23 protein-coding genes are annotated in these 20,004 nt (G+C 60.6%); 7 read left to right on the top strand and 16 right to left on the bottom strand.

The genetic code is table 11. From position 1 onward, the window contains the following. The first annotated feature begins 25 nt into the window (after window positions 1-25). Window positions 26-454 carry a hypothetical protein gene (locus HF682_RS11205; RefSeq protein WP_168877373.1) on the top strand — a complete coding sequence of 143 codons (429 nt, stop codon included), beginning with the start codon at window positions 26-28 and terminating at the stop codon, window positions 452-454. Here the strand turns inward: HF682_RS11205 and HF682_RS11200 are convergent. From HF682_RS11200 to HF682_RS11190, 3 genes are read right to left on the bottom strand one after another with little or no spacing between them, the layout of a single operon-like run. After that, entirely contained in the window at window positions 427-846 is a 420-nt protein-coding gene (locus HF682_RS11200; protein ID WP_168877372.1) for a hypothetical protein, read from the bottom strand. The two genes, HF682_RS11205 and HF682_RS11200, sit on opposite strands and share 28 nt — an antisense overlap. A 7-nt stretch (window positions 847-853) precedes the next feature. After that, window positions 854-1,264, bottom strand: coding sequence for a hypothetical protein (locus tag HF682_RS11195; RefSeq protein WP_168877371.1), 411 nt, complete (start codon window positions 1,262-1,264; stop codon window positions 854-856). Window positions 1,265-1,324: 60 nt separating this feature from the next. Beyond that, window positions 1,325-2,320, bottom strand: a complete 996-nt coding sequence (locus HF682_RS11190; protein ID WP_205882033.1) for a sodium-dependent bicarbonate transport family permease — start codon at window positions 2,318-2,320, stop codon at window positions 1,325-1,327. A 54-nt stretch (window positions 2,321-2,374) separates the two neighbouring features. On the opposite strand from HF682_RS11190, the gene HF682_RS11185 reads away from it, so the two are divergent. After that, a complete protein-coding gene (locus HF682_RS11185; protein ID WP_168877370.1) occupies window positions 2,375-3,310 on the top strand; it encodes a LysR family transcriptional regulator in 936 nt (311 codons plus the stop codon). Here the strand turns inward: HF682_RS11185 and HF682_RS11180 are convergent. Together HF682_RS11180 and HF682_RS11175 are read right to left on the bottom strand one after the other, a co-directional pair. Beyond that, window positions 3,250-3,972, bottom strand: coding sequence for a substrate-binding periplasmic protein (locus HF682_RS11180; protein WP_168877369.1), 723 nt, complete (start codon window positions 3,970-3,972; stop codon window positions 3,250-3,252). The two genes, HF682_RS11185 and HF682_RS11180, sit on opposite strands and share 61 nt — an antisense overlap. A gap of 156 nt (window positions 3,973-4,128) precedes the next feature. Continuing rightward, entirely contained in the window at window positions 4,129-5,535 is a 1,407-nt protein-coding gene (locus tag HF682_RS11175) for an MFS transporter (protein ID WP_168877368.1), read from the bottom strand. A 96-nt stretch (window positions 5,536-5,631) separates the two neighbouring features. Between HF682_RS11175 and HF682_RS11170 the strand changes: the two genes are divergently transcribed. Next, window positions 5,632-6,453 (top strand): AraC family transcriptional regulator, encoded by an 822-nt coding sequence (locus tag HF682_RS11170; protein ID WP_240947232.1) that lies wholly within the window; start codon window positions 5,632-5,634, stop codon window positions 6,451-6,453. A 3-nt stretch (window positions 6,454-6,456) separates the two neighbouring features. Here HF682_RS11170 and HF682_RS11165 read toward each other — a convergent pair whose 3' ends face one another. The 4 genes from HF682_RS11165 to HF682_RS11150 all read right to left on the bottom strand — a co-directional run bounded on the left by HF682_RS11165 (window position 6,457) and on the right by HF682_RS11150 (window position 10,786). Beyond that, window positions 6,457-7,473, bottom strand: coding sequence for a hypothetical protein (locus HF682_RS11165; RefSeq protein ID WP_168877367.1), 1,017 nt, complete (start codon window positions 7,471-7,473; stop codon window positions 6,457-6,459). 267 nt (window positions 7,474-7,740) lie between these two features. Continuing rightward, the gene (locus HF682_RS11160) at window positions 7,741-8,454 is read right to left on the bottom strand and encodes a GNAT family N-acetyltransferase (protein ID WP_168877366.1); all 714 of its coding nucleotides are present in this window, start codon (window positions 8,452-8,454) and stop codon (window positions 7,741-7,743) included. A gap of 136 nt (window positions 8,455-8,590) precedes the next feature. Further along, window positions 8,591-9,964, bottom strand: a complete 1,374-nt coding sequence (locus HF682_RS11155) for a PepSY-associated TM helix domain-containing protein (RefSeq protein WP_168877365.1) — start codon at window positions 9,962-9,964, stop codon at window positions 8,591-8,593. 210 nt (window positions 9,965-10,174) lie between these two features. Next, window positions 10,175-10,786: a gamma carbonic anhydrase family protein gene (locus HF682_RS11150; protein ID WP_168877364.1), complete on the bottom strand. Its 612-nt coding sequence runs from the start codon at window positions 10,784-10,786 to the stop codon at window positions 10,175-10,177. 285 nt (window positions 10,787-11,071) lie between these two features. Between HF682_RS11150 and HF682_RS11145 the strand changes: the two genes are divergently transcribed. Then, window positions 11,072-11,374, top strand: coding sequence for a hypothetical protein (locus HF682_RS11145; protein ID WP_168877363.1), 303 nt, complete (start codon window positions 11,072-11,074; stop codon window positions 11,372-11,374). 47 nt (window positions 11,375-11,421) lie between these two features. Here the strand turns inward: HF682_RS11145 and HF682_RS11140 are convergent, their stop codons facing one another. Beyond that, entirely contained in the window at window positions 11,422-12,834 is a 1,413-nt protein-coding gene (locus HF682_RS11140; protein WP_205882032.1) for an MFS transporter, read from the bottom strand. Between the two features lie 115 nt (window positions 12,835-12,949). Here HF682_RS11140 and HF682_RS11135 point away from each other — a divergent pair, with 115 nt between their 5' ends. After that, complete coding sequence (locus HF682_RS11135) at window positions 12,950-13,888, top strand: LysR family transcriptional regulator (protein WP_168877361.1); 939 nt, start codon at window positions 12,950-12,952, stop codon at window positions 13,886-13,888. Here HF682_RS11135 and HF682_RS11130 read toward each other — a convergent pair. Beyond that, a complete protein-coding gene (locus HF682_RS11130; RefSeq protein ID WP_168877360.1) occupies window positions 13,868-15,295 on the bottom strand; it encodes a beta-1,3-glucanase family protein in 1,428 nt (475 codons plus the stop codon). The genes HF682_RS11135 and HF682_RS11130 overlap by 21 nt on opposite strands. Window positions 15,296-15,552: 257 nt before the next feature. Between HF682_RS11130 and HF682_RS11125 the strand changes: the two genes are divergently transcribed. After that, window positions 15,553-15,918, top strand: a complete 366-nt coding sequence (locus tag HF682_RS11125; protein WP_168877359.1) for a hypothetical protein — start codon at window positions 15,553-15,555, stop codon at window positions 15,916-15,918. Window positions 15,919-15,925: 7 nt separating this feature from the next. Here the strand turns inward: HF682_RS11125 and HF682_RS11120 are convergent, their stop codons facing one another. From HF682_RS11120 to HF682_RS11100, 5 genes are all read right to left on the bottom strand, one after another. Then, complete coding sequence (locus HF682_RS11120) at window positions 15,926-16,255, bottom strand: DUF2834 domain-containing protein (RefSeq protein ID WP_168877358.1); 330 nt, start codon at window positions 16,253-16,255, stop codon at window positions 15,926-15,928. A 65-nt stretch (window positions 16,256-16,320) separates the two neighbouring features. After that, on the bottom strand, window positions 16,321-17,697 hold the full coding sequence (locus tag HF682_RS18005; RefSeq protein ID WP_168877357.1) for a sensor histidine kinase: 1,377 nt from the start codon (window positions 17,695-17,697) through the stop codon (window positions 16,321-16,323). A gap of 89 nt (window positions 17,698-17,786) precedes the next feature. Continuing rightward, window positions 17,787-18,443, bottom strand: coding sequence for a response regulator (locus HF682_RS11110; protein WP_168877356.1), 657 nt, complete (start codon window positions 18,441-18,443; stop codon window positions 17,787-17,789). A 107-nt stretch (window positions 18,444-18,550) separates the two neighbouring features. Then, window positions 18,551-19,300, bottom strand: coding sequence for a substrate-binding periplasmic protein (locus HF682_RS11105; protein ID WP_168877355.1), 750 nt, complete (start codon window positions 19,298-19,300; stop codon window positions 18,551-18,553). Window positions 19,301-19,337: 37 nt separating this feature from the next. Continuing rightward, window positions 19,338-19,568: a hypothetical protein gene (locus tag HF682_RS11100; RefSeq protein WP_168877354.1), complete on the bottom strand. Its 231-nt coding sequence runs from the start codon at window positions 19,566-19,568 to the stop codon at window positions 19,338-19,340. 136 nt (window positions 19,569-19,704) lie between these two features. On the opposite strand from HF682_RS11100, the gene hemP reads away from it, so the two are divergent. Further along, window positions 19,705-19,911, top strand: coding sequence for a hemin uptake protein HemP (gene hemP / locus HF682_RS11095; protein WP_240947231.1), 207 nt, complete (start codon window positions 19,705-19,707; stop codon window positions 19,909-19,911). Window positions 19,912-20,004 lie beyond the last annotated feature (93 nt).

Here is a 20,004-nt window from a genome sequence, read left to right as displayed (position 1 = left end):
GCACTTTTTCGTGAGGAGTGTCGTCATGGTCAGTCAATCCCGTTATCTCACCCTGATGCGTGCCAGTGCCTGGTATGACCTGGGCGTGATCCTGCTATTTGTAACACCCTGGAGTTTTCGCTGGGTGCATGGCCTGTTGGGGCAGTTCCATGTCCAGCTCGGGCTGAGTGGCGTCTGGCTGCCACTGGACATCCAGCATGTCCTGTTTGCCACCCTGCTGGGCTCAGTGGTGCTGGTGTGGTCTCTGGCGCGCTTGCTGGCCTCCTCCGTGCTGCTGGGGCGGCTGGATGGCGTTTCTCGCGTGCTGTTCAGCTGCTGGCAGCTGTATGCGGTGTATCAGGGAGCCAGTACCTTGCTGCTGGGCTTTACGGTGTTTGAGGTACTGTTTGGCGTCGTGCAGTTTCTGCCGGTACGAACGGAGCGGACTCAACCTGCTTCCGTGGCACTGGCCTGAGAGGTCGGGCGGGTGTGACGCTGTCGCCAGCATGCCCACCCGCTCAAGCCATGAAGCAGCAGCAAAGCCGCCAGCACCAGACAGGTGAGCTGGTTTGTCGGCGGCGCACGGACCTGCATGCCCAAGGCGACGGCATGCAACAAGACCAGCATGGCCGCAGACGGCCAATGGCACCCGGAGACCGCATAACCCAGCAGAATCAAGGCCATCCCGCCCAAGCCCACCAGTGCCCAGTGCAGACCCAGGCTGGCAGGAAATAGCATCAATGTCAGCAAACCACCGCCACCGGCGCAGGCTACGACGGCACTGAGCAAGGGAAGGTACGTGTACCAAGCGGCCTGCTCTGGGCGAGCCAGCGTGCTTTGCGGGGCCTGCCAGGGATTGGTGGACATGGCAAAATTACCGACGGTTCAAGGTTTGACGATACAGATGACAACCACGCCAGCCAATCGCATGTATGAGTAGTAAGACCCCATTGACCATGAGCATGAATGTATTCGGTTGCGGGGTAAGCAGCTGATAAAGCAGGATGCCGCCCTGCATCAGGGTTAATGAGGCAGCGCAGGGCAGCTTTCTGAGCGCAACCCCATAACCTAGCAAGAGGGAGGCGACACCCTGCATGCCCCACCACACAATGAGATAGACCTTTTGCCCTCCGCTTAACAGTGCGGCATAACACAATGCCAGCAGCAAACCGCCAGTCAGACAAGCCAGAACGGCACTGGCACGCGAGCCATCTGCCCAAGGACTAATGGCGGCTTTGCAGATGAGGATACTCTGCGGTGGTTGCCAAGGGTCATGATCTGTCATGCAAGTGTCTTTGGAAATCTCAGCGTAGCATCCTGCCGTCCAGATGGGGCGTCGTCAAGCTCACAGCAGCCGTTGTGCGGTTTGCAGGTAGAGCGGGATGCCGAGCAGGATGTTGAACGGGAAGGTGAGCCCGAGCGAGAGGCCAAAGTAGAGCGCGGGCCGGGCTTCGGGGATGGCTTCGCGCAGCACGGCGGGGACGGCGATGTAGGAAGCGCTGGCCGCCAGCACCATCAGCAGGCCGCCGTCACCGGCAGACAGGCCCAGCAGCTTGGCGAGTAACAGCGCGAGCGTGGCATGGCATAGCGGGGCGCCGATGGCGTAAGCCATCAGCCACGGTGAAATGCCATGCAGCTGCGGCAGGTTGCGGGCGGCCAGTAGGCCCATGTCGAGCAGGAAGAAGGACAGCATGCCTTTGAACAGGTCGCCGGAGAAGGGCTGCATGGCGGCTTGTCCAGCCGCACCCGTCAGCAGGCCCACCAGCATGGCGCCGATCAGCAGCATCTGGGCGCCATCAGTGAACGATTCATGCAGCAAGGCGCGCAGGCTGTGGCCCGCCTGGGCACCTCCCTGTTCTCGCCGCAAGCGGTTGGCCAATAGTACTGCGAGCAGGATCGCCGGAGATTCCATCAGGGCCATGGCGGCGGCCATGTGACCCCCATAACTGAGCTGGTGCTGGTCCAGGTATTGGGTAGCGGTGATGAAGGTCACCGCGCTGACGGAGCCATAGGTCGCCGCCAGTGCTGCGGCATCCCAGCCAGGTACCAGCCGCCGCAGCAAAGGGTAGGCCAGTAGCGGGATGAGGAGGGCAAGCAGTACCGCAGCCCCCAGACTGCTGGCGATCTCCAGTGTCAGGCCACTTTTGGCCAGCGCGAAGCCCCCTTTCAGGCCGAGTGCCATTAACAGATACAGCGACAAGAAGCGGCTGATCGGCAGCGGAATGTCGAGGTTGGATTTCAGCAAGCCGGCACAGATGCCGAACACAAAAAACAGGATGGCGGGGTCGAGCAGGCTGGTCATCGTGTGGCTTTCACATGAGGTGTCGCGGATGGTAGGCATGCGCTTTCATGCTGTAAAATCAATTATTCATTGAGTATGCATAGATAAATACTGATGAATGTGACATTCCGGCAATTGCAGGTTTTTCTGGCCGTGGTGGACACGGGCAGCGTGAGTGCCGCGGCACGGCGTTGCCATGTCACCCAGCCCACGGTATCCATGCAGCTGAAAGAGCTGACCGAGGCAGTGGGTATGCCGCTGTATGAGGTGGTCAGCAAGCGTTTGTCCTTGACCGCCGCGGGTGAGGAGCTGGCACGCACGGCTCGTGCGATGAGTGAAGAATGGGCGGCCTTCGGTCAGCGCATCGACGGCCTGCGCGGGTTGACCCGGGGGCGGCTGCGGGTGGCGGTGGTGAGTACGGCCAAGTATTTTATGCCGCGCTTGCTGGGGGGCTTCTGCGCCCGCTACCCGGAGGTAGATATTGCGCTGGAAGTGCTGAATCGGGACGGGGTGGTGCAGCGCCTGCGCGAAAACCGTGACGACCTGTGCATCATGTCCTTGCCCCCGCAAGACTTGCCCATTGATCAGCAGTCCTTTCTGCCTAACCCCTTGTTGCTGGTGGCAGCCCGCAATCACTCGCTGGCCTCGGCCTCAAGCTTGCCACTGAGCGCATTGGCTGAGGAGCGTTTCATCCTGCGTGAACCGGGATCAGGTACCCGTCTGGCGGGGGATGCCCACTTTGCCGCACATGGTTTCCGTCCCAGAGTGCGGATGGAGCTGGGCAGCAATGAGGCCATCAAGCAGGCGGTCGCAGGCGGTTTGGGGCTGGCCGTGCTCTCCCGTCATGCCTTGGGCGAGCATGTCGCCGATGATGGTCTGGTGGTACTGCCGGTAGAGCACTTTCCCATTCATGCCAACTGGTTCATCGTTAGCTTGCAGGGGAAACGACGTTCACTACTGGCCGAGGCGTTTTTGCAATACTTGGCCGATCAGCGGGAGGCGGGTTTGCGGGCAGGTTTGGTGGAGGGTGATGTGGCACGGGGGAAATAGCTGAGGTGCTTGCCAAACCACTTGCGGGTGATGCGCTCGTAAGTGCCATCTTCCACCATGCCTTTGAAAATGGCGTTGACCCGGGCTTCTTCCGGATTGTTGGGGGCACGTTGTGACCAGGAAACGGAAAGGGTGGTTACACGGAAAAGGAAACGTTCACCAAAGAATTTGCGAACATTCAGCTTGTCGATAATGACATCGATGGTGCCCAGTGAGCCGGCGACACCTACGCTGCCATGCTTGGCGACAACCTTTTTGACGCAGGTGGTGTAGTCAACGCTCAGGTCTTTTTGCATTGCTGGGTCAATATCGTATCGCGGATCAACTTTTAGCCCGAGTGGGGTGCACAACGGTAGGGGATACAGGTCTTCGTATTTTTGGGCGGTAGTACCTTTGGCAAAGTAAACCCCAAAATCCAGTGGGCCGAAGTCGGTACCACGATTGGCATAACGTGCGCGTGCTGGCCCCCAGGCCATGACCGAGAAGTCGATTAATCCGCCTTCCAGATCCGCTTCAACACGGGCATAAGGGGTGATGCGCCGGTTGACTTTGTAGCCACTGCGACGCTCGAATTCATCCAACAGATCTGGCAGGGCGCCGATCAGTTTTTCCTGCCCTTGGGCATTGGTGGTGCTGATGGTCCAGGGTTCCAGTTGAATCAAGTCGGATTGCAGGGTCAGCGCATGCGAGGGTGCACCAACCAGCAGGCAGGGCAGGCTGGTCAGCGCAATCAGCAAAGGAAACGTCGAGCGCGGGAGCATGCCATCAGTATTGACAGAGATGCCGGGCAAGGCAAGGGCGCCACGACGTTTGAATGATCATCGTACCGGCTGAACCGCCGGGGCTGGGGTACGCCGAACAGAGAGCAGGCCGCACAGCAAGCTCAACACGGCAACCGCAATGAAAGCGTGGTGGTAATGCTGCAAGTGTGTGTACTCAGAAAACTGGCCTGAACTGCGCAGCAAAGTTGCTGCCAGTGCTACACCCAAAGCACCACCCAATTGCCGGGCGCTGTTGGCTACGCCAGACACCAGCCCGGCATCCTGCTGTGAGATACCCGCCGTCAGATTCTGCATGGCGGTCAGTACCACCATGCCCAAGCCAAAGCCCAACAGCAAAGTGGGGGGCAGCAGGTGCAGCCAGAAGTCCGGATGAGCCGGTAGGGTGGCCAGCCACAGCAGGGCGGCACTGGCCAGCAGGCTGCCATACAGCGGGAAGCGGTGGGCCTGGCCGCTGGCGGCTCGCTGGTTGAACAGCAAGCGTGCGACAGCCAGCATCACGCCGAAAGGCAGCAAGGCCAGCCCGGCCGCTTCTGCTGAGTAATGCCCCAGTTGTTGCAGCTGGGTGGAGAGCAAGAAGACGGTCGCCGCCAGTGTGCCACCCAGACTCATCATTACCAGATTGCCCCGGGCCTGATTGGGCATCTTGAACAGGGACAAGCGCAGCAGAGGGGCTGGGCTGCGGCGCTCGATCTGTACAAAGCCGATCAGCAAGGCGGCACCCGCGAGCAAGCTCCCCCATACTTCCAGGCTGGCCCAACCCAGCTGAGCGGCTTGTGATAGTCCATAAATCAGGCTGCTGCTGCCCAAGGTGGCGGTGAGTGCACCCGCCCAGTCCAGCGGACTGCGCTGCACGGGTGTGGTTTGCAGGCAAGTCAGGCTTGCCAGAATCAACAGTGCGCCGATGGGCACGTTAACGAACATCACCGCTTGCCAGCCATAGCGTGCTGTCAGAATGCCGCCCAGTACGGCCCCAAGGGCAAAGCCCGCCGAATTGAAGGCTGCCCACAGCGAGAGGGCCTTGGCGCGTGCTTGCTTGTCGTGCTGGGTGGCAGCGACGATCAGGGTCATCGAGGAGGTGGCCAGTACCGAGGCCCCTATCCCCTGTACGGCGCGGGCGATCAGCAATGTGACGCCGCTCTCTGCCAGCCCCCCGGCCAGGCTGGCGAGGGTGAACAGCGCCAGCCCGGCCAGCAGGGTGCGGCGGCGGCCATAGAGATCGCCAACTCGGGCTGCCAGCAGCATGAAGCCGCCCAGAGTCAGCAAATAGGCATCCACAATCCACTGCTGCGCCAGTGCGCTGAGGTGCAAGGCCTGCTGCATGGCTGGCAGGGCAACGTTCACAATGGCGCCATCCATCACCACCATGCACGAGGCAAGGCAGGCGGTGGCAATCAGGAGCCAGGCGGGCAGGCCCGACCGGATCAGGGGAGGGGAAGTGGTCATGGGAAAGTCTCCGGTGGTGGAATCAGGCCTCCAGTCTAGGTGTCCACTTGGGTTTCGTGATAACGTGATTGTGATCGAAAATACGGAATTTTGGACATGATGCATCTGGGTGATGCCCCCAGCCCCAACCGCTGGTTGCAGGAGGCCAGCGAACGCCGCGACGGCCCGGCCATTCTGGCGGTTTGGGGTGACGATACCGCCAGCAGCGACTTCCAGCTGGGTAACCGGGAAACCGGCTGGCACCAGCATGTGCGCGGGCAGTTATTCTGTGTGGAGGATGGCCTGGTGCAAGTGGAAACACCGCATGGGGCATGGGTGATGCCACCGCACCGGGCGGGCTGGATGCCGCCGGATGTACCCCACAGGGCACGGCTGAGCGGTGCTCACCGGGGCTGGAATGTGCTGATTACGCCGGATCTGGCGGTCGAGCTGCCACGGACCCCATGTGTGCTGGCCGTCAATCCCCTGCTGCGGGCCTTGGTAGACCGGGCCACCCGCTGGCTGCATCAAGCGGAGCTGGATGTAGCGCAACTGCGTTTACAGGCCGTGCTGCTCGATGAATTGCAACAGGCGCCGCAGGAGGCGCTACACCTGCCGATGCCGCAGGATCGCCGTCTGCTGAAGATCGTCAACGCATTGCTATTGAGGCTCGAGGATAGCCGTACGCTGGAGGCATGGGCGCAGTGGGCCGGGCTGTCCGCGCGCACCATCACGCGCTTGTTTCAGCAGGAAACCGGGCTCAGTTTTGCCCAGTGGCGGCAGCAGGCCCGACTGGTGCAGGCGCTGGAGCGCTTGTCGAATGGAGAAAGGGTGGCGCAGGTGGCGGACGCACTGGGCTATGCCACTCCCAGTGCGTTCATCAGCATGTTTCAGCGTGCGCTTGGGGTGACCCCTGCGCGTTGGTTCACCTCCCGCTGAGACTTAGTGCGGCGTCAGCACCCGTGATTTGGCGGTCACGCTAAGGTAATAGAGCTTGTCTGTCAGCATGCCCATGCCCGGTGGATTGGCACCAATAGGCTTCATGTTTTGAAAAAACATGCCAGGAATCGGTACGGCTGTCCCGACTTGCTGCACCAGATTGGCGGGATAACCCATTTGCGTCATCACCTGCTGCAACTCGGCATGTTGTGGCTGTGGGTTGAAATAGTAGGTAATGCTTTCCAGTGGGCTGACCCAGACCTCAGGACGAGGTGTTTCTGCTGGGCCATTGGTGTAGGCGACATCAAAGTCCCCGATCGTCAGCAATTGCCCGGGCTTGATGTAGAAGCTGGCCAGATTGCCCTTGCCGCTCTTGTCGTAGGGGATGACGCCACGGAAGTCGATGAAAATGGCGTCGCCCTGCACTTCGCGTGTTGCATCCGCATAGTAGCCGGGGTCATACCAATGGGTGATCATATTGCCGTTGACCGTGGCACCTGCATAGGAGGGCGGGATCCACTCCTTGTACTGCTCCATGTGCGGCAGGGTCGTGCGGGAGAACTGTACAAAGCCTAATGTGGACTGTAATGAGGTGCGCGCGCGCTGCAGGTTACGCACCGTGTCATTGTTTCTAGTCTTGCGGGCAAAGCCGACCAGGTCATAAAAACCGGGTTCCAGAATGTAGTAATCCGCGTTGCCAACGAAGCGCTTGCCATGGCCTTCGCTGGAGGTCCAGGCGCCCAGTACCAGCGGTTTCTTGCTGTCGCGGTGCAGCCAGTACGTCAGCGCTGGGCGCGCATCCCCCGGCAGGGTCAGCATTTCATGCGAAGCTGTATAGAAATCCAGCGTGGTCTTGCGGGCGACCAGTACGCCTTTGCCCTGCTTCAGTGCGGCCTGTACGGCATCGGTGTTGCTGGATACGGGAACTTGATTGGCGCCACAACCTGCCAGACCGATCGCCAGAACGCCCAGCATGGCTGCGCGTAGCAGCTGGCGCCGGGTTTGCTGCAACGAGGACATGATGTCTCCTGCCCATGTGACTCGCCATGTGTGGCGAGCTCCCTGACTGATCGCGCCCGCACCCCGCCATCAGCCTTCTGCGAGGCTATGGACAGTCAGGGCCGGAAATTCAGACTGAAGGCAGGTTGCCCCGCCTTCAGGCGGATGTCACTGCCGTGGCAGTGCTTCGTCCATTCCGCGCCGGGAACTGTATCACGTCGGTGCCGTGAAGCAAGAGGCATTCATACAATTGTCATCGCGCCTGTCTGACCGGCACAACGTTTGCCGTCAGTCATCTGTGCTGAGGACTTCCCAGCTGCCATAACAGCGCATGCCGGCTGCGCGCGCGACGGCCGCAGAGCTGACATGATCCAGCTGACAGCGGTATTGCGGCTCAAACCCTTGCTGGCAGGCATGGCGGCTGATGGCGCGGATCACGTCGCGGGCAAATCCTTGGCCCCGGTGCGCCGGAAGGGTCAGCACCCCGGTATCGGCCAGTGGGCTATCCGGCCACACATACATGCTGGCCGCACACACCAGCTGTGGTCCGACAAAAGCGCCCCAGACTGACCAGTGATCCAGCTCTACCCAGGCCGCATCCAGATCGGCTTCAGAAGCCAGGGACTGGAATTGGTTGAAGGCAGTCTGGTCGGCCTGGCTCAAGGGGCGGATATGTGCGGGCGTTGTTTCCTGCAGCAGTCGGGCTTGGTCAGCTTCGGTAAAGTAGTGCAGCCAGTCGGCCCCGTGCAGATGGGCACCGTGCGCGGCCAAGCGCTGACGAAATTCGGTTTCATCGTGAATCGGGTGCGGGGCAAGTGCCAGTCGGGCTGCCCATTCCGGCGTCACAACGGCCCGGGTGTGTGTATCACGCTTCAGCAGCATGATCTCCCGCCCCTCGGGCAGATGTGGGTTGATGGACAGAAAATCTTGCTGCGAGTGCGCTGCTGTCTGGGCCAGACAACGCTGCCAATAGTGGTCAACGGCGTGGGAGAACTGGGACATGAATTACTCAAAGGATTGCAGGAAAGGCCGGTCTGTCCGGGTATTTCGTAGGCCGGGAGGCGCATTGTCCTGATGCGGGGGCGCTTAGGCAAGCTGACCTTCAGGTCAGCTTGCAGTAATCCGGCAACACGGGTTCTCAGGCTGCAGCGCGTCGCGGCAAGCGTTGCCACAGCGCATCCAGCGCCAGGACCAGCAGGAAACTGGCGCCCACCAGCGGGAACGCTGCGCCGAGTAGCAGCATGAGGATCAGGGCGGTTTTCCACAGTGGCGTATCTGCAGGGGAGGCCGGCACGCCCAGCTTGCCATCCGGCTTGCGCTTGATCCACATGATGATGCCGCTGATGCAGCTGAAGATGATCAGCAAGCAAATGGTGAGCATCAGCAGCTGGTTGGCCAGTCCAAAGAATTTACCCTCGTGCAGGGCAACACCGAATTCGACCGCTTTGGGTACCGCGGCATAGTCCTTGAAGCGGATGTCCGCCAGCACCTTGCCACTGTACTGGTCTACATGCAGGGTGGCTTCCTGACGTGGGTCGTTCGGAAACACCGAGACGGTATAAACGCCTTCCGGGCCATCAGGTAATGCAATGGCGTAGCCGGGTGCGACCTTGAGTGTCTGGGCCAGGTCGACCACCTGCTGCAGGCGAATGGTCGCAGGGCTGACGGCAGGGCTAGCACCCTGGTTGTTGTGTTCTGCATGGTTACCGGTGGAGCGGGGCAAGGGGGTTTGCTCTACCGCCCACGGCACCACTTTGTCTTCTGTGCTGTTTAGCGTGATCGCCTTGCGGTCCGATTTGGGCACATCGTCCCACATCTGCGCCGGGAACTGGCTCCATACGGCAGCAAACTTCTCACCCCAGAAGCCGGTCCAGGTCAGGCCGGAGAACAGCATGAACAGTACAAACAGGACACCCCAGAAGCCGGTGACCGCATGCAGGTCTCGCCACAGGGTGCGGCCTCCCGCCGAGAAGCGCGGCCAGAATACGGCCAGCTTGCCACGGCCACGCGGCCACCACAGATACAGCCCCGACACCAGCAGGACCACACCCCAACTGGCAGCCAGCTCGACCAGCAAGTCCCCCGATTTGCCCATCAGCAGTTCGCCATGCAGTTTCAGTACCACGGCTTGCAGCGTACTGTTTTCGTCCAGACTGCCGAGCAGGGTTGCCCGGTATGGATCGACATATACGCCCAGCTTTTGCCCCTGATGACGGATCACCAGCTTGCTGCTGCTGGTTGAGGTGGCAGGCGGCTGATACTTCAGCAACGCTGCCCCCGGGTAGTGCTGCTGCACCAAGCCTGCCAGATGATCTGCCGGGTGCATGGGCTGGTTGCTGGCAGGAACGTTCAGCAGCTCGCCATACATCCACTGATCCAGCTGAGGCTTGAACAGATAGATGATGCCGGTACAGGCCAGCATCAGCATGAAGGGCACCACAAACATCCCGGCAAAGAAATGCCAGCGCCAGGCAACGGTATAGAAGCTTGGGGTTTTACGGGGACTGCTCATCTGTCTCGCTCTCGTTGTAATGTGGACAGGGGAAGGGAGCGGTCAGGGTAAGAGAGGGCTCACAAGGAGACAAGCCCTTGCGACACTATGCCGCAAGGGGTGAGGTGTGCCTGGGACGGTCAATGAAACGTGCTTAACACATTGATTATTAAACACTGTTTCTATTGGCTTGTAATGGGGCCAGGCGGGTGTGACAGATTGCCACAACCCTTACAGCACCAGATCATCCCACTGGGTGCTGTCATGCAAATGCCGCCCCAGCCGCTCGGAGAGCCCACGGGTGATCGTCACCATATTGGCTTCCTCGCGTTGCAGGCCATAGACCGTCAGCGGGAAGTTGAGCGGACCTTGCTGCGCCCAGATAGCCTCGTGTTCGTGCGGGGGCAGGATGCGAGCGGGTTGACCAACAGCCACCCAGCCAATCGGCACCGTGCTGCCAGGGGGCAAGGTGCTTTTCAGGTGAACCACACCATGGATACGCACTTCACTGCCGCGCCCGATGTGAGCGCCGTGGAAGATGGCAGAGCCGGTGGCAATGAAGACCTCATCCTCAAGGGTGCAGCCGACCACATGCGCTTGCGGCCCGATCAGGCAATGATTGCCGATGGTCAGCGGATGATGGTCATTGCTGCGCAATACCGCATTTTCCATGACAATGACCTGCTCCCCCAGACTGATGCGTCCCCCTTCGGCAATGATTTGCGCACCGAACAGGATGCGGCAACCCGGCCCGACATGCACATCACCACACAGTACGGCATTGGGTGCCACCCAGGCATCCGGGTGGACAGTCGGGGTATGGCCGAGATGGGTAATCAGCATACGTCAGGCTCCATGCAGGAAGGCTTGCTGCTCTTGTGGAGCAGGCTGGATTGAACATGGCTGCCAGTGTACACAATCCGGGGGAGAAGTGTTTATTCAAAGGCTTGCGGGTGTCGGCTTTCGCGGTTTTCCAAACCCGGCGTCACTCCGGCATGCCCTGATCCATGTCTTAACTGGTGAGATGGTCATTTAAGGTTTGCTTAACATTGGGGTGATATGATCATGCTGGCTCAATTGTTGGGCACATTTCTGAACCATCTCATTGCCTTTGTTGCCAGGATTCCCATGCGCATTCTCAGTCAACGTCACGCCGCAACCCTGCTGGCGGGGCTGTCCCTCACCACAGCAGTGTGGGCCAGCAAGCCGGAAGTCCTTGCTCCGGTGACGACTGGCCTGCAGACTGGTATGGCAAGCGCAACAGGGGAATGCCCTGTGCTGCAGGCCGTATCCACCAATCCCCTCCATCTCCCGTCATCCATGCTGCCACCTACGGCACCCACCACGCTGCAAGCCGGCGGGCATGAGCAGTACGCGATGGGCATGTTCTACAAGCGCGGTCTGGGCCTGCCGCGTCCCAAGGGCAAGTAAGCCGCGTCAAGGTGGGTCCCCGAGGTCCTCGCCGGACGGAGGGCGCTTTACTGGCCGGTTTCCTGAGCGGTCCGGGGTGCGGCAGGGATGCGCCAGGCCAGCAGCAAGGCCAGCAGGGTCAAACCTGAAGCTGCGGCGAAGCTGGTCTGCATGCCCAGTGCAACCTGCACCGCACTGGCATGGTTGATATCCAGGCTACCGCTGCCTGCCGCAAATACCGTGCCCAGCAGCGCGGTGCCGGTGGTCAACCCCAGATTGCGTGACAGATTGAGCATGCCGGAGGTCACCCCGCGCTGGCTTGGCACAGAGCTTGCCATGACGCCCGTGTTATTGGCCGTCTGGAACAAGGCATAGCTGGCGGTCAGCAGGACTGTGGACAGCATATAGCCGGGTAACCAAGGGTGAGGCGCGATCACACTGAGCAGTATGCCGCCTGTCAGCATGCCGGTCAGCCCCAGCCGGGTCATGCGCAGATTGCCGAAGCGGTCTACCAGTCTGCCAGCCAGATTACTGCTGAGGGCCGAAGCAACCGGACCACAAGACATCACCAGCCCTGCCAGACCATCCGGCAGGCTCAGCGCGTGTTTCAGATAGAACGGACCCACCACCAAGGTCGACATGATGACCGTAGAGACCAATCCACTCATCAGCAGACCACTGGAAAGCTGGGTATTGCGCAGCATGCGCAAAGGCACCAGCGGGCTGCTGCTGCGCCGTTCAATCTGCAGGAACAAGCCCAGCGCCAGGGTCGCCACCGCCAGCAAGAGCAGATTCAGGCGGCCCATATGGCCGCGTCCCAGCGTCATGGCCAGTGCGTAGCTACTGAGCGCGATCATCAGCACAGCGGTGCCGGCTAAATCCAGCTGCAATGGTGTCTTGTGCTGTTCAACAGGCTTCGGCAGGTAATGCCGGGCCAGCAACCAGGTCAGCACGCTGATCGGGACCAGCACCAGAAACAGCCCTCGCCAGCCGAAGTGACCGATCAAACTGCCTCCCAGCGTCGGGCCCAGCGCGGTGCCGACGGCGGAGAGCGTCCCCATCAGGCCCATGGCACGGCCACTGCGTTCTTTGGGCAGCGTTTCACTAACCAGCGCCAGTGTGTGGGCCAGCAGAATGGCGGCGCCCGCGCCCTGTAAACCGCGTGCGGCAATCAGCCAGGGCAGACTGGGGGCCAGTCCACACAGCAGTGATGCCAGCGCGAACACGATGAGGCCGATCAGCAGCAGACGGCGGCGGCCCAGCAAGTCGCCCAGTCGGCCGGCCAGGATGACCAGGCTGGTCAGGCTGAGCAGGTAGGCCAGCACCACCCACTGTACTTGCGGGAAGGGGGCAGAGAACACTTTCCCCAGTGTGGGCAGGCCGATATTGGCAATGCTGGTACCCAGAGAGGAGAGCAGCATGGCCAGCGACAGGCTGAGCAGAATGCCCCGGATCGGCGGCGCGGTGGACGTTTCGTTCATGATGATTCCTGCGTAATGAAAAGGTTTGACTGCAGTGTAGGGGCTGGCAATAGATGGCGGAAGACGCATGGTTTGCACATAATAAGTGCATTGAACGCCATGTCATTGAGGTCGCATGAACGCACCGGATTACAACCTGCTGCATACGCTGGATGTCTTGCTGCGGGAGGGCAGTGTGGCAGGGGCTGCGCGCGCCTTGCATCTCAGCCCGTCGGCCATGAGCAGGGCACTGGCCCGGCTGCGCGAGACCACCGGTGACCCGCTACTGGTGCGGGCAGGGCGGGGGCTGGTGCCGACCCCGCGTGCCTTGGCATTACGGGAATCGGTGGCACTGCTGGCGCAGCAGGTGGAGATGACGCTGCGTCCCGAACGTCCGCTGGTGCTGGCGCAATTGCAGCGCAGTTTTACCCTGCGGTGTCGCGAGGGCTTTGTGGAAGCGGTCGGGCCCGCTTTGCTGGCGCATCTGGCCACCCAAGCACCCGGTGTTCGCCTGAATTTCATGCTCAAGGTAGACAGGAACAGTGCGGCGTTGCGGGACGGTAGCGTGGACCTGGATACGGGCGTGGTGGGGGAAGACATAGCGCCCGAGCTTCGGGTGCAGTCCCTGTTCCGGGATCGGTTTGTGGTGGCCGTCCGCGCCGGACATCCGTTGCTGGCACAACCGCTGACCACGGAGCGCTATGCCGCGGCTTCACACGTGGTGGTTACCCGGGGGCAGCAATTGCATGGGCAGGTAGATAGCGCATTGGCGCAGTATGGCCTGCAGCGCCAGCATCACACCGTGGTCAGCAGCTTTGCCACTGCGCTGGCGCTGGCTCGGCGCACCGATCTGGTGGCCACTGTGCCGGAGCGACACAGCCTGTCCTTGAGCGAAGGGATGCAGATGCTGCCTTTACCATTTGAGCTGCCGGCCTTTACCGTTTCCCTGCTCTGGCACCCACGTCTCGAGGCCGACCCCGCGCACCGCTGGTTGCGGCAAGCCGTGCGGGAGGTCTGCCTGACCGCATTTCCTCAGGACAGCGCGCTGAGTGCCTCAGTGATAAAAGCGACCTAGCGTCAGGCGTACGAAACTGGCCACCAGACTGTCTCCTGCTGGCGGTACGGATGGATTCTGGTCGCAGACATCATCGTACGGAAAGCCGTAGGCCAGGCCATTGGCGCTGTAGCTATGGAAGGCTTCTGCCCAGGGGTTGTAGCAGGTGCCGTCTGCATAGAACTGGTTGGCCTCACTGGCGCAGGTGCTGTCATCCAGGCTGGTGGTAACCGTACCTGCCGCATTGATGATCATGCCACGGTTAAATGCGGCCGCCAGCATTTTTCCCACATTCAGCTGGGCGGTGCCACCACTCGCCAGTGAATTGGCACATTGCCAGATGTCCGCGCTGCTGGTGGGCAGACCATTATCCGCCGAGATGTAGAACGCCGGTGCCAGGGACGGGGTCGCTTGCAGCGCGGTGACCAGCTCGGCCATGGTGTAACTGCCCGCGTAGAAGGCCAGTGCGCCCGCTGGATAGCCGGTGGGGGCCGTGGGGGCATTGGGATATTGCAAGGGATATGCCACGCCGGTATAGCTACCCGTGCTCAAGTCTGTCGTGACCAGCGGTGTGGTTTGCCAGGCGACAGCCGCTTGCTGGATGACCGTGTCAAAGTAAGCGTTCAGTGTAGCCGGTGGCTGGCTGCTGCCGCTCAGGGTATCGGGCGAGAGGCCGCGCAGGTAGGTGATGCTGGTGGGGTAGGCCTCACTGGCTGCTGCAGGCGGGGCAAGCAAGGCTGCCGTGCCACCACACGGCGAGGGCATGTTGGCAATGTCTTGCAGGACATGGGCGCGACTGGTGTTGTACTGACCCTGGGTGGGGTAGGGGGACTCGCCAACCGGTGTGGCTTGCAGCCAGATCGGGAAGCCAAACTGGTTGACCTGGGTCGGGTTGCCGTTGAAATTGCCCTCACTATCGTAAGAGAACTCAATCCAGTCATACAGGCAGAGCGAGCCCCCCACGCCGGTGCCGTTGCCGAACACCGGTGCGGTATAGCCCGTCACGGTGTTGCCACTGCCCTGTACCGTAAAAGGCAGCCTGGGAACGCCAACCGAGAAATACACCCGGCCGCTGAACGCCTGGGTGCCTGTACCCAGGGTGGGAATGGTGGTGGTGTTGATATTGCCCAGTGGCAGGATCAGATTGCTGCCTACGCTCACGGCCATGCTCCAGTCTGCCCAGTCCAGCGGGTAGTTGATGGACAAGGCATCCTGGGCTGCCGGGCTCAATTCGCTCATGTCAGGAAACGTGCCTGCAGTCTGCGTGTTGTCTTTGAGCGACATCAGCTGTGGCGCACCATTGGCGTCCATGTAGTAGTAGAGACTGCCGACCAGCCCTAGCACATAAACATAGACCGGGGTATCCACAGGCAGATCAGTCTGTGTCAGATCAATGATCAGTTGAGACGGGATGGTTGTGCTCGACATGGGGGCTCCGGGTATCTAAAGGTACGGGCAAGGTTACCCTGTCATGCTAGCAATTGCGGTGCAGGATGCAGTGGCCATTCGGTCAGGGTGAGCCATGATGTGCACATGCCTTGAGCGGCTGCTTGGCTTGGCGGGCCGTCTATCCGTAGACGGACGGATGTATGCGTTTGTATTTTTTTTAGGATAATGTACTAATATGCATGCAGGGCAAGACGTATGAATATTGCATTGCCATACCCAGTCAAGCGAGAACGGCCATGAGCATGATGCTGTCAGCGTTTACCGAGCCACCCCGCTCCGAGCGGCATCCCCATTCCCCTGGGGTGCGGCCCTGTGTGGAGTCGTCGGCGCGGTCGCTGCTGGGGTTGCCGGAAGAGGCCCTGTTTCTGGGCTACGTGGTGCAATATGCTGAGAGTGGTGAGTTTGTTTGCCGCTGGGATGAGCGCTTGTACCGGTCACAGGCCATCGCAGTGGCCGGGGTCGAACAGGCATTGCGCTATGGCAGCCAGCTGCTGGCGGCGATTGATGCTGCCCAAATCGAACAGACCACCTGTATCGGCATGCTGTTTTCCCATGCCGGGCAGTACTACCTGTCCAGGACGGACAGGGCTCAGCACGGCTAGCCGTGTGTCAGGCCAGCGCCAGTCGGCCTTGCTGCTCCAGATGACGCTGGCGTAGCCACAGAAACAGGGGCAAGGCCAGCGAGACGCCTACCATCAGCCCCAATGCCGCCCGCCAAGGCTGCCGCATGCCAATGCGCCGACCCTCTGCGACCATGAAGCTGACACAGCAGACCGCTGAGCAGACCACATCGGCAGCGAAAAAACGGCTAATGTCATTGACCCACAGCTGCTGCAGGAAGTACGGGATGTCGAGACCGTGTGCTTGCACAAAAGGGAAGAAATGGGCCAAAGGCCACACGGTTCCTGCCACACACAGCATCAGGTAGACATGGCGCATGAGCATGCTCTGGAAGACTGACGGAACGACAGTTTAACAGAGGGCGGGATGTGCCTGTCAGCTGTTCAATGTGTCAGCGCCTGCATCGGTATCTGAACGGTAAAGCAGGTACCACGCCCTTCCGGGCCATCTCCGAGCTGGATGCTTCCCCCCAGTCGCTGGCAGGCGGCTTTGACAATGGCCAGTCCAAGCCCTGTGCCAGGCTGGGTGTTGTCGGCCACCCGATAGAAGCGCTCAAAGATGCGTACCCGGTCAGCCAGCGGGATGCCGGGGCCATTATCGCTGACCTGCAATTGCCAATATGCGCCTTCCAGGTTGAGCGAGACGGCGATGGAACCGCCTTCCTGCACATAGCGGATGGCATTGCCGATCAGGTTGTCGATGATGGATTGCAAGGCATCCCGTTCCACCGTCACCCACAGCTGGTCCGGGGCCTGCAGGGAGAGTTCCTGAGCCTTGCGCTCTGCCAGTGGGAAGAGCTGGGCGAGCGAGAGGCGCAAGAGCTGCGCCACATCCAGCTGCTGCGCAGGACGAGGGGCATGGTCGGTCTCCAGCTGGGCCAGCTGCAACAACTGACCAATCAGATGGGAGGCCCGATGGGCCGCATGCTCCAGATGCAGTTTTGCTTGCTGGCGAGTGTCATCATCCGTCGCACTCGCCAGCACGTGGGCCTGAGTGGAGATGACGGCCATCGGGGTACGTAGCTCATGCGCCGCGTTTTGCACAAAAGCCCGTTCCTGGTCCATTTTGCCGCGCAGCTGACAGAGCAGGGTGTTGAGCGCATTCGACATCGGCTCCAGCTCGCTATAGCGTGCGGCTTCTTCCAGAGGCCGCAGGTCGTCGGGCTTGCGCTCGGCGATACGCTGGCTCCATTGCCGCAGTGGCCGGATGCCGCCACTCACGGCGATGAACATCGGGATCAGCTGCACCAGAAAGGCGACCATCAGGTAAATCCAGATGTCCTTGCCCAGCATCCACAGCAAGCGCAAGTCCGTAACCGAGGTCAGCCCCAGGCGGATACGCCATGGGCCTTTGGTGACCTGGAGAACATCAAAGCTGGCATCGCCAATCTGCAAGCGATGGTTGCCATCGATCAAGTCCGTATCCGGCAGCCGGTAGCTTCTGCCAAGGTTGAGCAGCATGCCGGCTGTTTCGTGTTTGACCTGCCAGAGCAGGACCGCATCATCTGCCGTATTGGGGGTCAGCGCTTCCAGCAGTTTCTGCTGGGCCAGAATGCGGCTACAGATCACCTCGATCGGCGCTTTATCGTCGATCTGGGCCACCACGCTTTGCATGGCCATACTGACCTGTTTCAAGGGGGGGGCTTCGTTTTGTATCTCCAGATAGCCCACCAGAATCAGGATGGGCCAGAGCAGGAAAACAGACAGCAGCAGCCCCACCAGCACCCGTCGGCGCAGGCTGGGCAGGCGCCATTGACGCACACTGGCCCTGAGACGGGACCAGATGCTGGCACGGCGCTCCGGATGGTGGGCGACGGGGATCAGAGGACAGTCCTCGGGCGTGGAAAGTGTTATTTTACCAGCATGTAGCCAATGCCACGCAGGGTACGGATCCGCTCCGCACCGATCTTGCGGCGCAGGTTGGAGAGGTGGACCTCCAGCGTGGCGAAGTCCACCGGATCACCCAGCGGCTCCAGCCGCTGTGAGAGCGCGCCCTTGGCCACCACACTGCCCGCATCCCGTGCCAGCTCTTGCAGCAGCTGGAATTCCCGACGCGACAATTCCACCGGTTCACCCGATAACTGGACCAGGTGACGGCGCGGATGAATTTCCAGCTCGCCAATGCGCCACACTTCGCTGCTTTGCTGGGCATAGCGCCGTTGCACGGCCCGGATGCGTGAAATCAGTTCAGCCACCGCAAAGGGTTTGACTACAAAGTCATCGGCACCGCCATCCAGCCCGTCCAGCCGATCCTGCAGGCCATCCCGTGCGGTCATCACAATGATGGGCACGGTCAATTCCTGTTTGCGCCAGCGGCGCAGCAAGTCAAAGCCGCTGCCATCCGGCAAGGTCAGGTCCAGCAGCACGCAGGCGTAGTCCGCCATGTTGATGGCATTGCTGACATCAGCAATGCGGCGTAGCCATTCGCTGGTAAAACCCTCGGACTTCAGCGCCTGTTGCAGCGCCATGCCAAGGTCAAAGTCGTCTTCAATAATGAGTAAATGCATGACGTGCAGTGTAGGCGGGTTTGCCTAATGGTAACCAAAGAGCATCTGGTCAACGGTTGTCAGTGTAGGGCGCGCATTCGCCGGTGAACAGCGGGGCCGACGTACGGTTACTGCGCTTGATAACCACCCAGCATGCGATCATAACTGCCATCCTTGACCAGTTGGCCATAGGCCTTGCGCAGCCGGTCAAGGATGTCGGGAGCGGTGCCCTGGCTGGCTGCCAGGTAGAGTTCGGCACGAAACGGCAGGTCCAGAATGGGCAGAAGCTGGTCACAACGCTGGCCGGTTTGCTGGCAAAAGCCCACCAGACCCAGGGTGGAACTGGGGATCAAGTCGACCCGGCCCGCTTGCAGCTTGCGCAGATTATCAAAAGGGGTGGGCGCCTCCTCCAGACCAGGCCCTGTGCCACTGGCATAAGCAAAGCCCTGATCCCGCAGCCAATTGGCCCGTACATCGCCCTTGACCACGCCGATCCGCCAGACCTTGGCATCCTCCAGCCGCTCAAGCTGGATGTCTCCCCGGCTACCCAGGCGGAATAGTGAATACTGGATTGTGAGCAAACGCCCGATCCATTGATATTGGCTTTCCCGTATGGGGGTTCTGGCGATTGAAAAAATCAGGACATTCGGCTGGGTTGTGGCCATCAGCTCGGCCCGGGCCCACGGCACCATGCTCAGCCGGTATGAATAGCCTGCCCGGTGCAGCAGACGTTCTACAAACTCGGCACCCGCCCCCCGAATCTGGCCTTGCTCCAGATATTGCAAGGGCGGGCCTTCCTCGGTGACGACCTCCAGCAGGGTGGCGTGCGCGGGCAGCGTCCACCATAGCAGGCACATGCAGAACACCATGCGCAGCATCTGCCCTCCTGTTTGACCTGGGGTGGTCATGAAACGATTAATGGTGTGGTGGCTTTTGTTTCTTCAGTTGCAGGCCGCGTATCAGCAGCATCAACAGCAAAAGCAGGGTCATGCTGCCTTGCAAGATGTCCGCGACACCATTGCGCCATGCCTGGCTGCTCTGTATGGCCAGCCACAGTGGGCGACCAACCAATGCATTGAGCAGTGTCAGAATGAAGAGTAGCAGAAACGGTATATCTGTGAATGCGGAGCGTGATGGGGTAGACATGGCGTACCTCAGGCAGGGATAGTCCGATTATGCCAATGGGTTGTTGATTTGCCTATCCCTGCCGCGCAATGGGGCAGGGCAACGCTGTGCGGTTTTGCAAAATGATCAAGGTGCTTTGTAAAACTTGCATATAGCAATGAAAATTATTATCATTCGTGACATGGATCAAGTACGTCAGCCCCAAGTCAATACCCAGGCCCCCGCGACACGGCCCGCGCTACCCATGCTGGATAGTAAGGCGCTGTTTGCTGCATCACGGGAGGTGCTGATTGAGCATCGGGGGGAACGTTACCTGCTGCGCTGGACGCGCAATGACAAATTGATCCTGACCAAGGTGCCCTGAGCACCCTTACACAACGCCTAGCCAGCCCGCTGTAGTACCAGCCAGCCCGCCACGCGATATGCAATATGACGGCACGACCGTCATCGGGGGGTA

It is taken from the genome of Leeia aquatica (genome assembly GCF_012641365.1).
GTDB lineage: Bacteria > Pseudomonadota > Gammaproteobacteria > Burkholderiales > Leeiaceae > Leeia > Leeia aquatica.
This window is presented reverse-complemented; position numbering and strand designations above follow the sequence as displayed.

What these genes read in the sequence shown, in the direction of transcription:
- HF682_RS11140 (WP_205882032.1), bottom strand. Translation starts at nt 12,834, where the DNA reads ATGAACGAAACGTCCACCGCGCCGCCGATCCGGGGCATTCTGCTCAGC.
- HF682_RS11205 (WP_168877373.1), top strand. Translation starts at nt 26, where the DNA reads ATGGTCAGTCAATCCCGTTATCTCACCCTGATGCGTGCCAGTGCCTGG.
- HF682_RS11105 (WP_168877355.1), bottom strand. Translation starts at nt 19,300, where the DNA reads ATGCTGCGCATGGTGTTCTGCATGTGCCTGCTATGGTGGACGCTGCCC.
- HF682_RS11150 (WP_168877364.1), bottom strand. Translation starts at nt 10,786, where the DNA reads ATGCTGATTACCCATCTCGGCCATACCCCGACTGTCCACCCGGATGCC.
- HF682_RS11175 (WP_168877368.1), bottom strand. Translation starts at nt 5,535, where the DNA reads ATGACCACTTCCCCTCCCCTGATCCGGTCGGGCCTGCCCGCCTGGCTC.
- hemP (WP_240947231.1), top strand. Translation starts at nt 19,705, where the DNA reads ATGAAAATTATTATCATTCGTGACATGGATCAAGTACGTCAGCCCCAA.
- HF682_RS11155 (WP_168877365.1), bottom strand. Translation starts at nt 9,964, where the DNA reads ATGAGCAGTCCCCGTAAAACCCCAAGCTTCTATACCGTTGCCTGGCGC.
- HF682_RS11200 (WP_168877372.1), bottom strand. Translation starts at nt 846, where the DNA reads ATGTCCACCAATCCCTGGCAGGCCCCGCAAAGCACGCTGGCTCGCCCA.
- HF682_RS11110 (WP_168877356.1), bottom strand. Translation starts at nt 18,443, where the DNA reads ATGCATTTACTCATTATTGAAGACGACTTTGACCTTGGCATGGCGCTG.
- HF682_RS11185 (WP_168877370.1), top strand. Translation starts at nt 2,375, where the DNA reads ATGAATGTGACATTCCGGCAATTGCAGGTTTTTCTGGCCGTGGTGGAC.
- HF682_RS11145 (WP_168877363.1), top strand. Translation starts at nt 11,072, where the DNA reads ATGCGCATTCTCAGTCAACGTCACGCCGCAACCCTGCTGGCGGGGCTG.
- HF682_RS11170 (WP_240947232.1), top strand. Translation starts at nt 5,632, where the DNA reads ATGATGCATCTGGGTGATGCCCCCAGCCCCAACCGCTGGTTGCAGGAG.
- HF682_RS11165 (WP_168877367.1), bottom strand. Translation starts at nt 7,473, where the DNA reads ATGTCCTCGTTGCAGCAAACCCGGCGCCAGCTGCTACGCGCAGCCATG.
- HF682_RS11125 (WP_168877359.1), top strand. Translation starts at nt 15,553, where the DNA reads ATGAGCATGATGCTGTCAGCGTTTACCGAGCCACCCCGCTCCGAGCGG.
- HF682_RS11135 (WP_168877361.1), top strand. Translation starts at nt 12,950, where the DNA reads ATGAACGCACCGGATTACAACCTGCTGCATACGCTGGATGTCTTGCTG.
- HF682_RS11130 (WP_168877360.1), bottom strand. Translation starts at nt 15,295, where the DNA reads ATGTCGAGCACAACCATCCCGTCTCAACTGATCATTGATCTGACACAG.
- HF682_RS11100 (WP_168877354.1), bottom strand. Translation starts at nt 19,568, where the DNA reads ATGTCTACCCCATCACGCTCCGCATTCACAGATATACCGTTTCTGCTA.
- HF682_RS11120 (WP_168877358.1), bottom strand. Translation starts at nt 16,255, where the DNA reads ATGCGCCATGTCTACCTGATGCTGTGTGTGGCAGGAACCGTGTGGCCT.
- HF682_RS11190 (WP_205882033.1), bottom strand. Translation starts at nt 2,320, where the DNA reads ATGCCTACCATCCGCGACACCTCATGTGAAAGCCACACGATGACCAGC.
- HF682_RS11160 (WP_168877366.1), bottom strand. Translation starts at nt 8,454, where the DNA reads ATGTCCCAGTTCTCCCACGCCGTTGACCACTATTGGCAGCGTTGTCTG.
- HF682_RS11195 (WP_168877371.1), bottom strand. Translation starts at nt 1,264, where the DNA reads ATGACAGATCATGACCCTTGGCAACCACCGCAGAGTATCCTCATCTGC.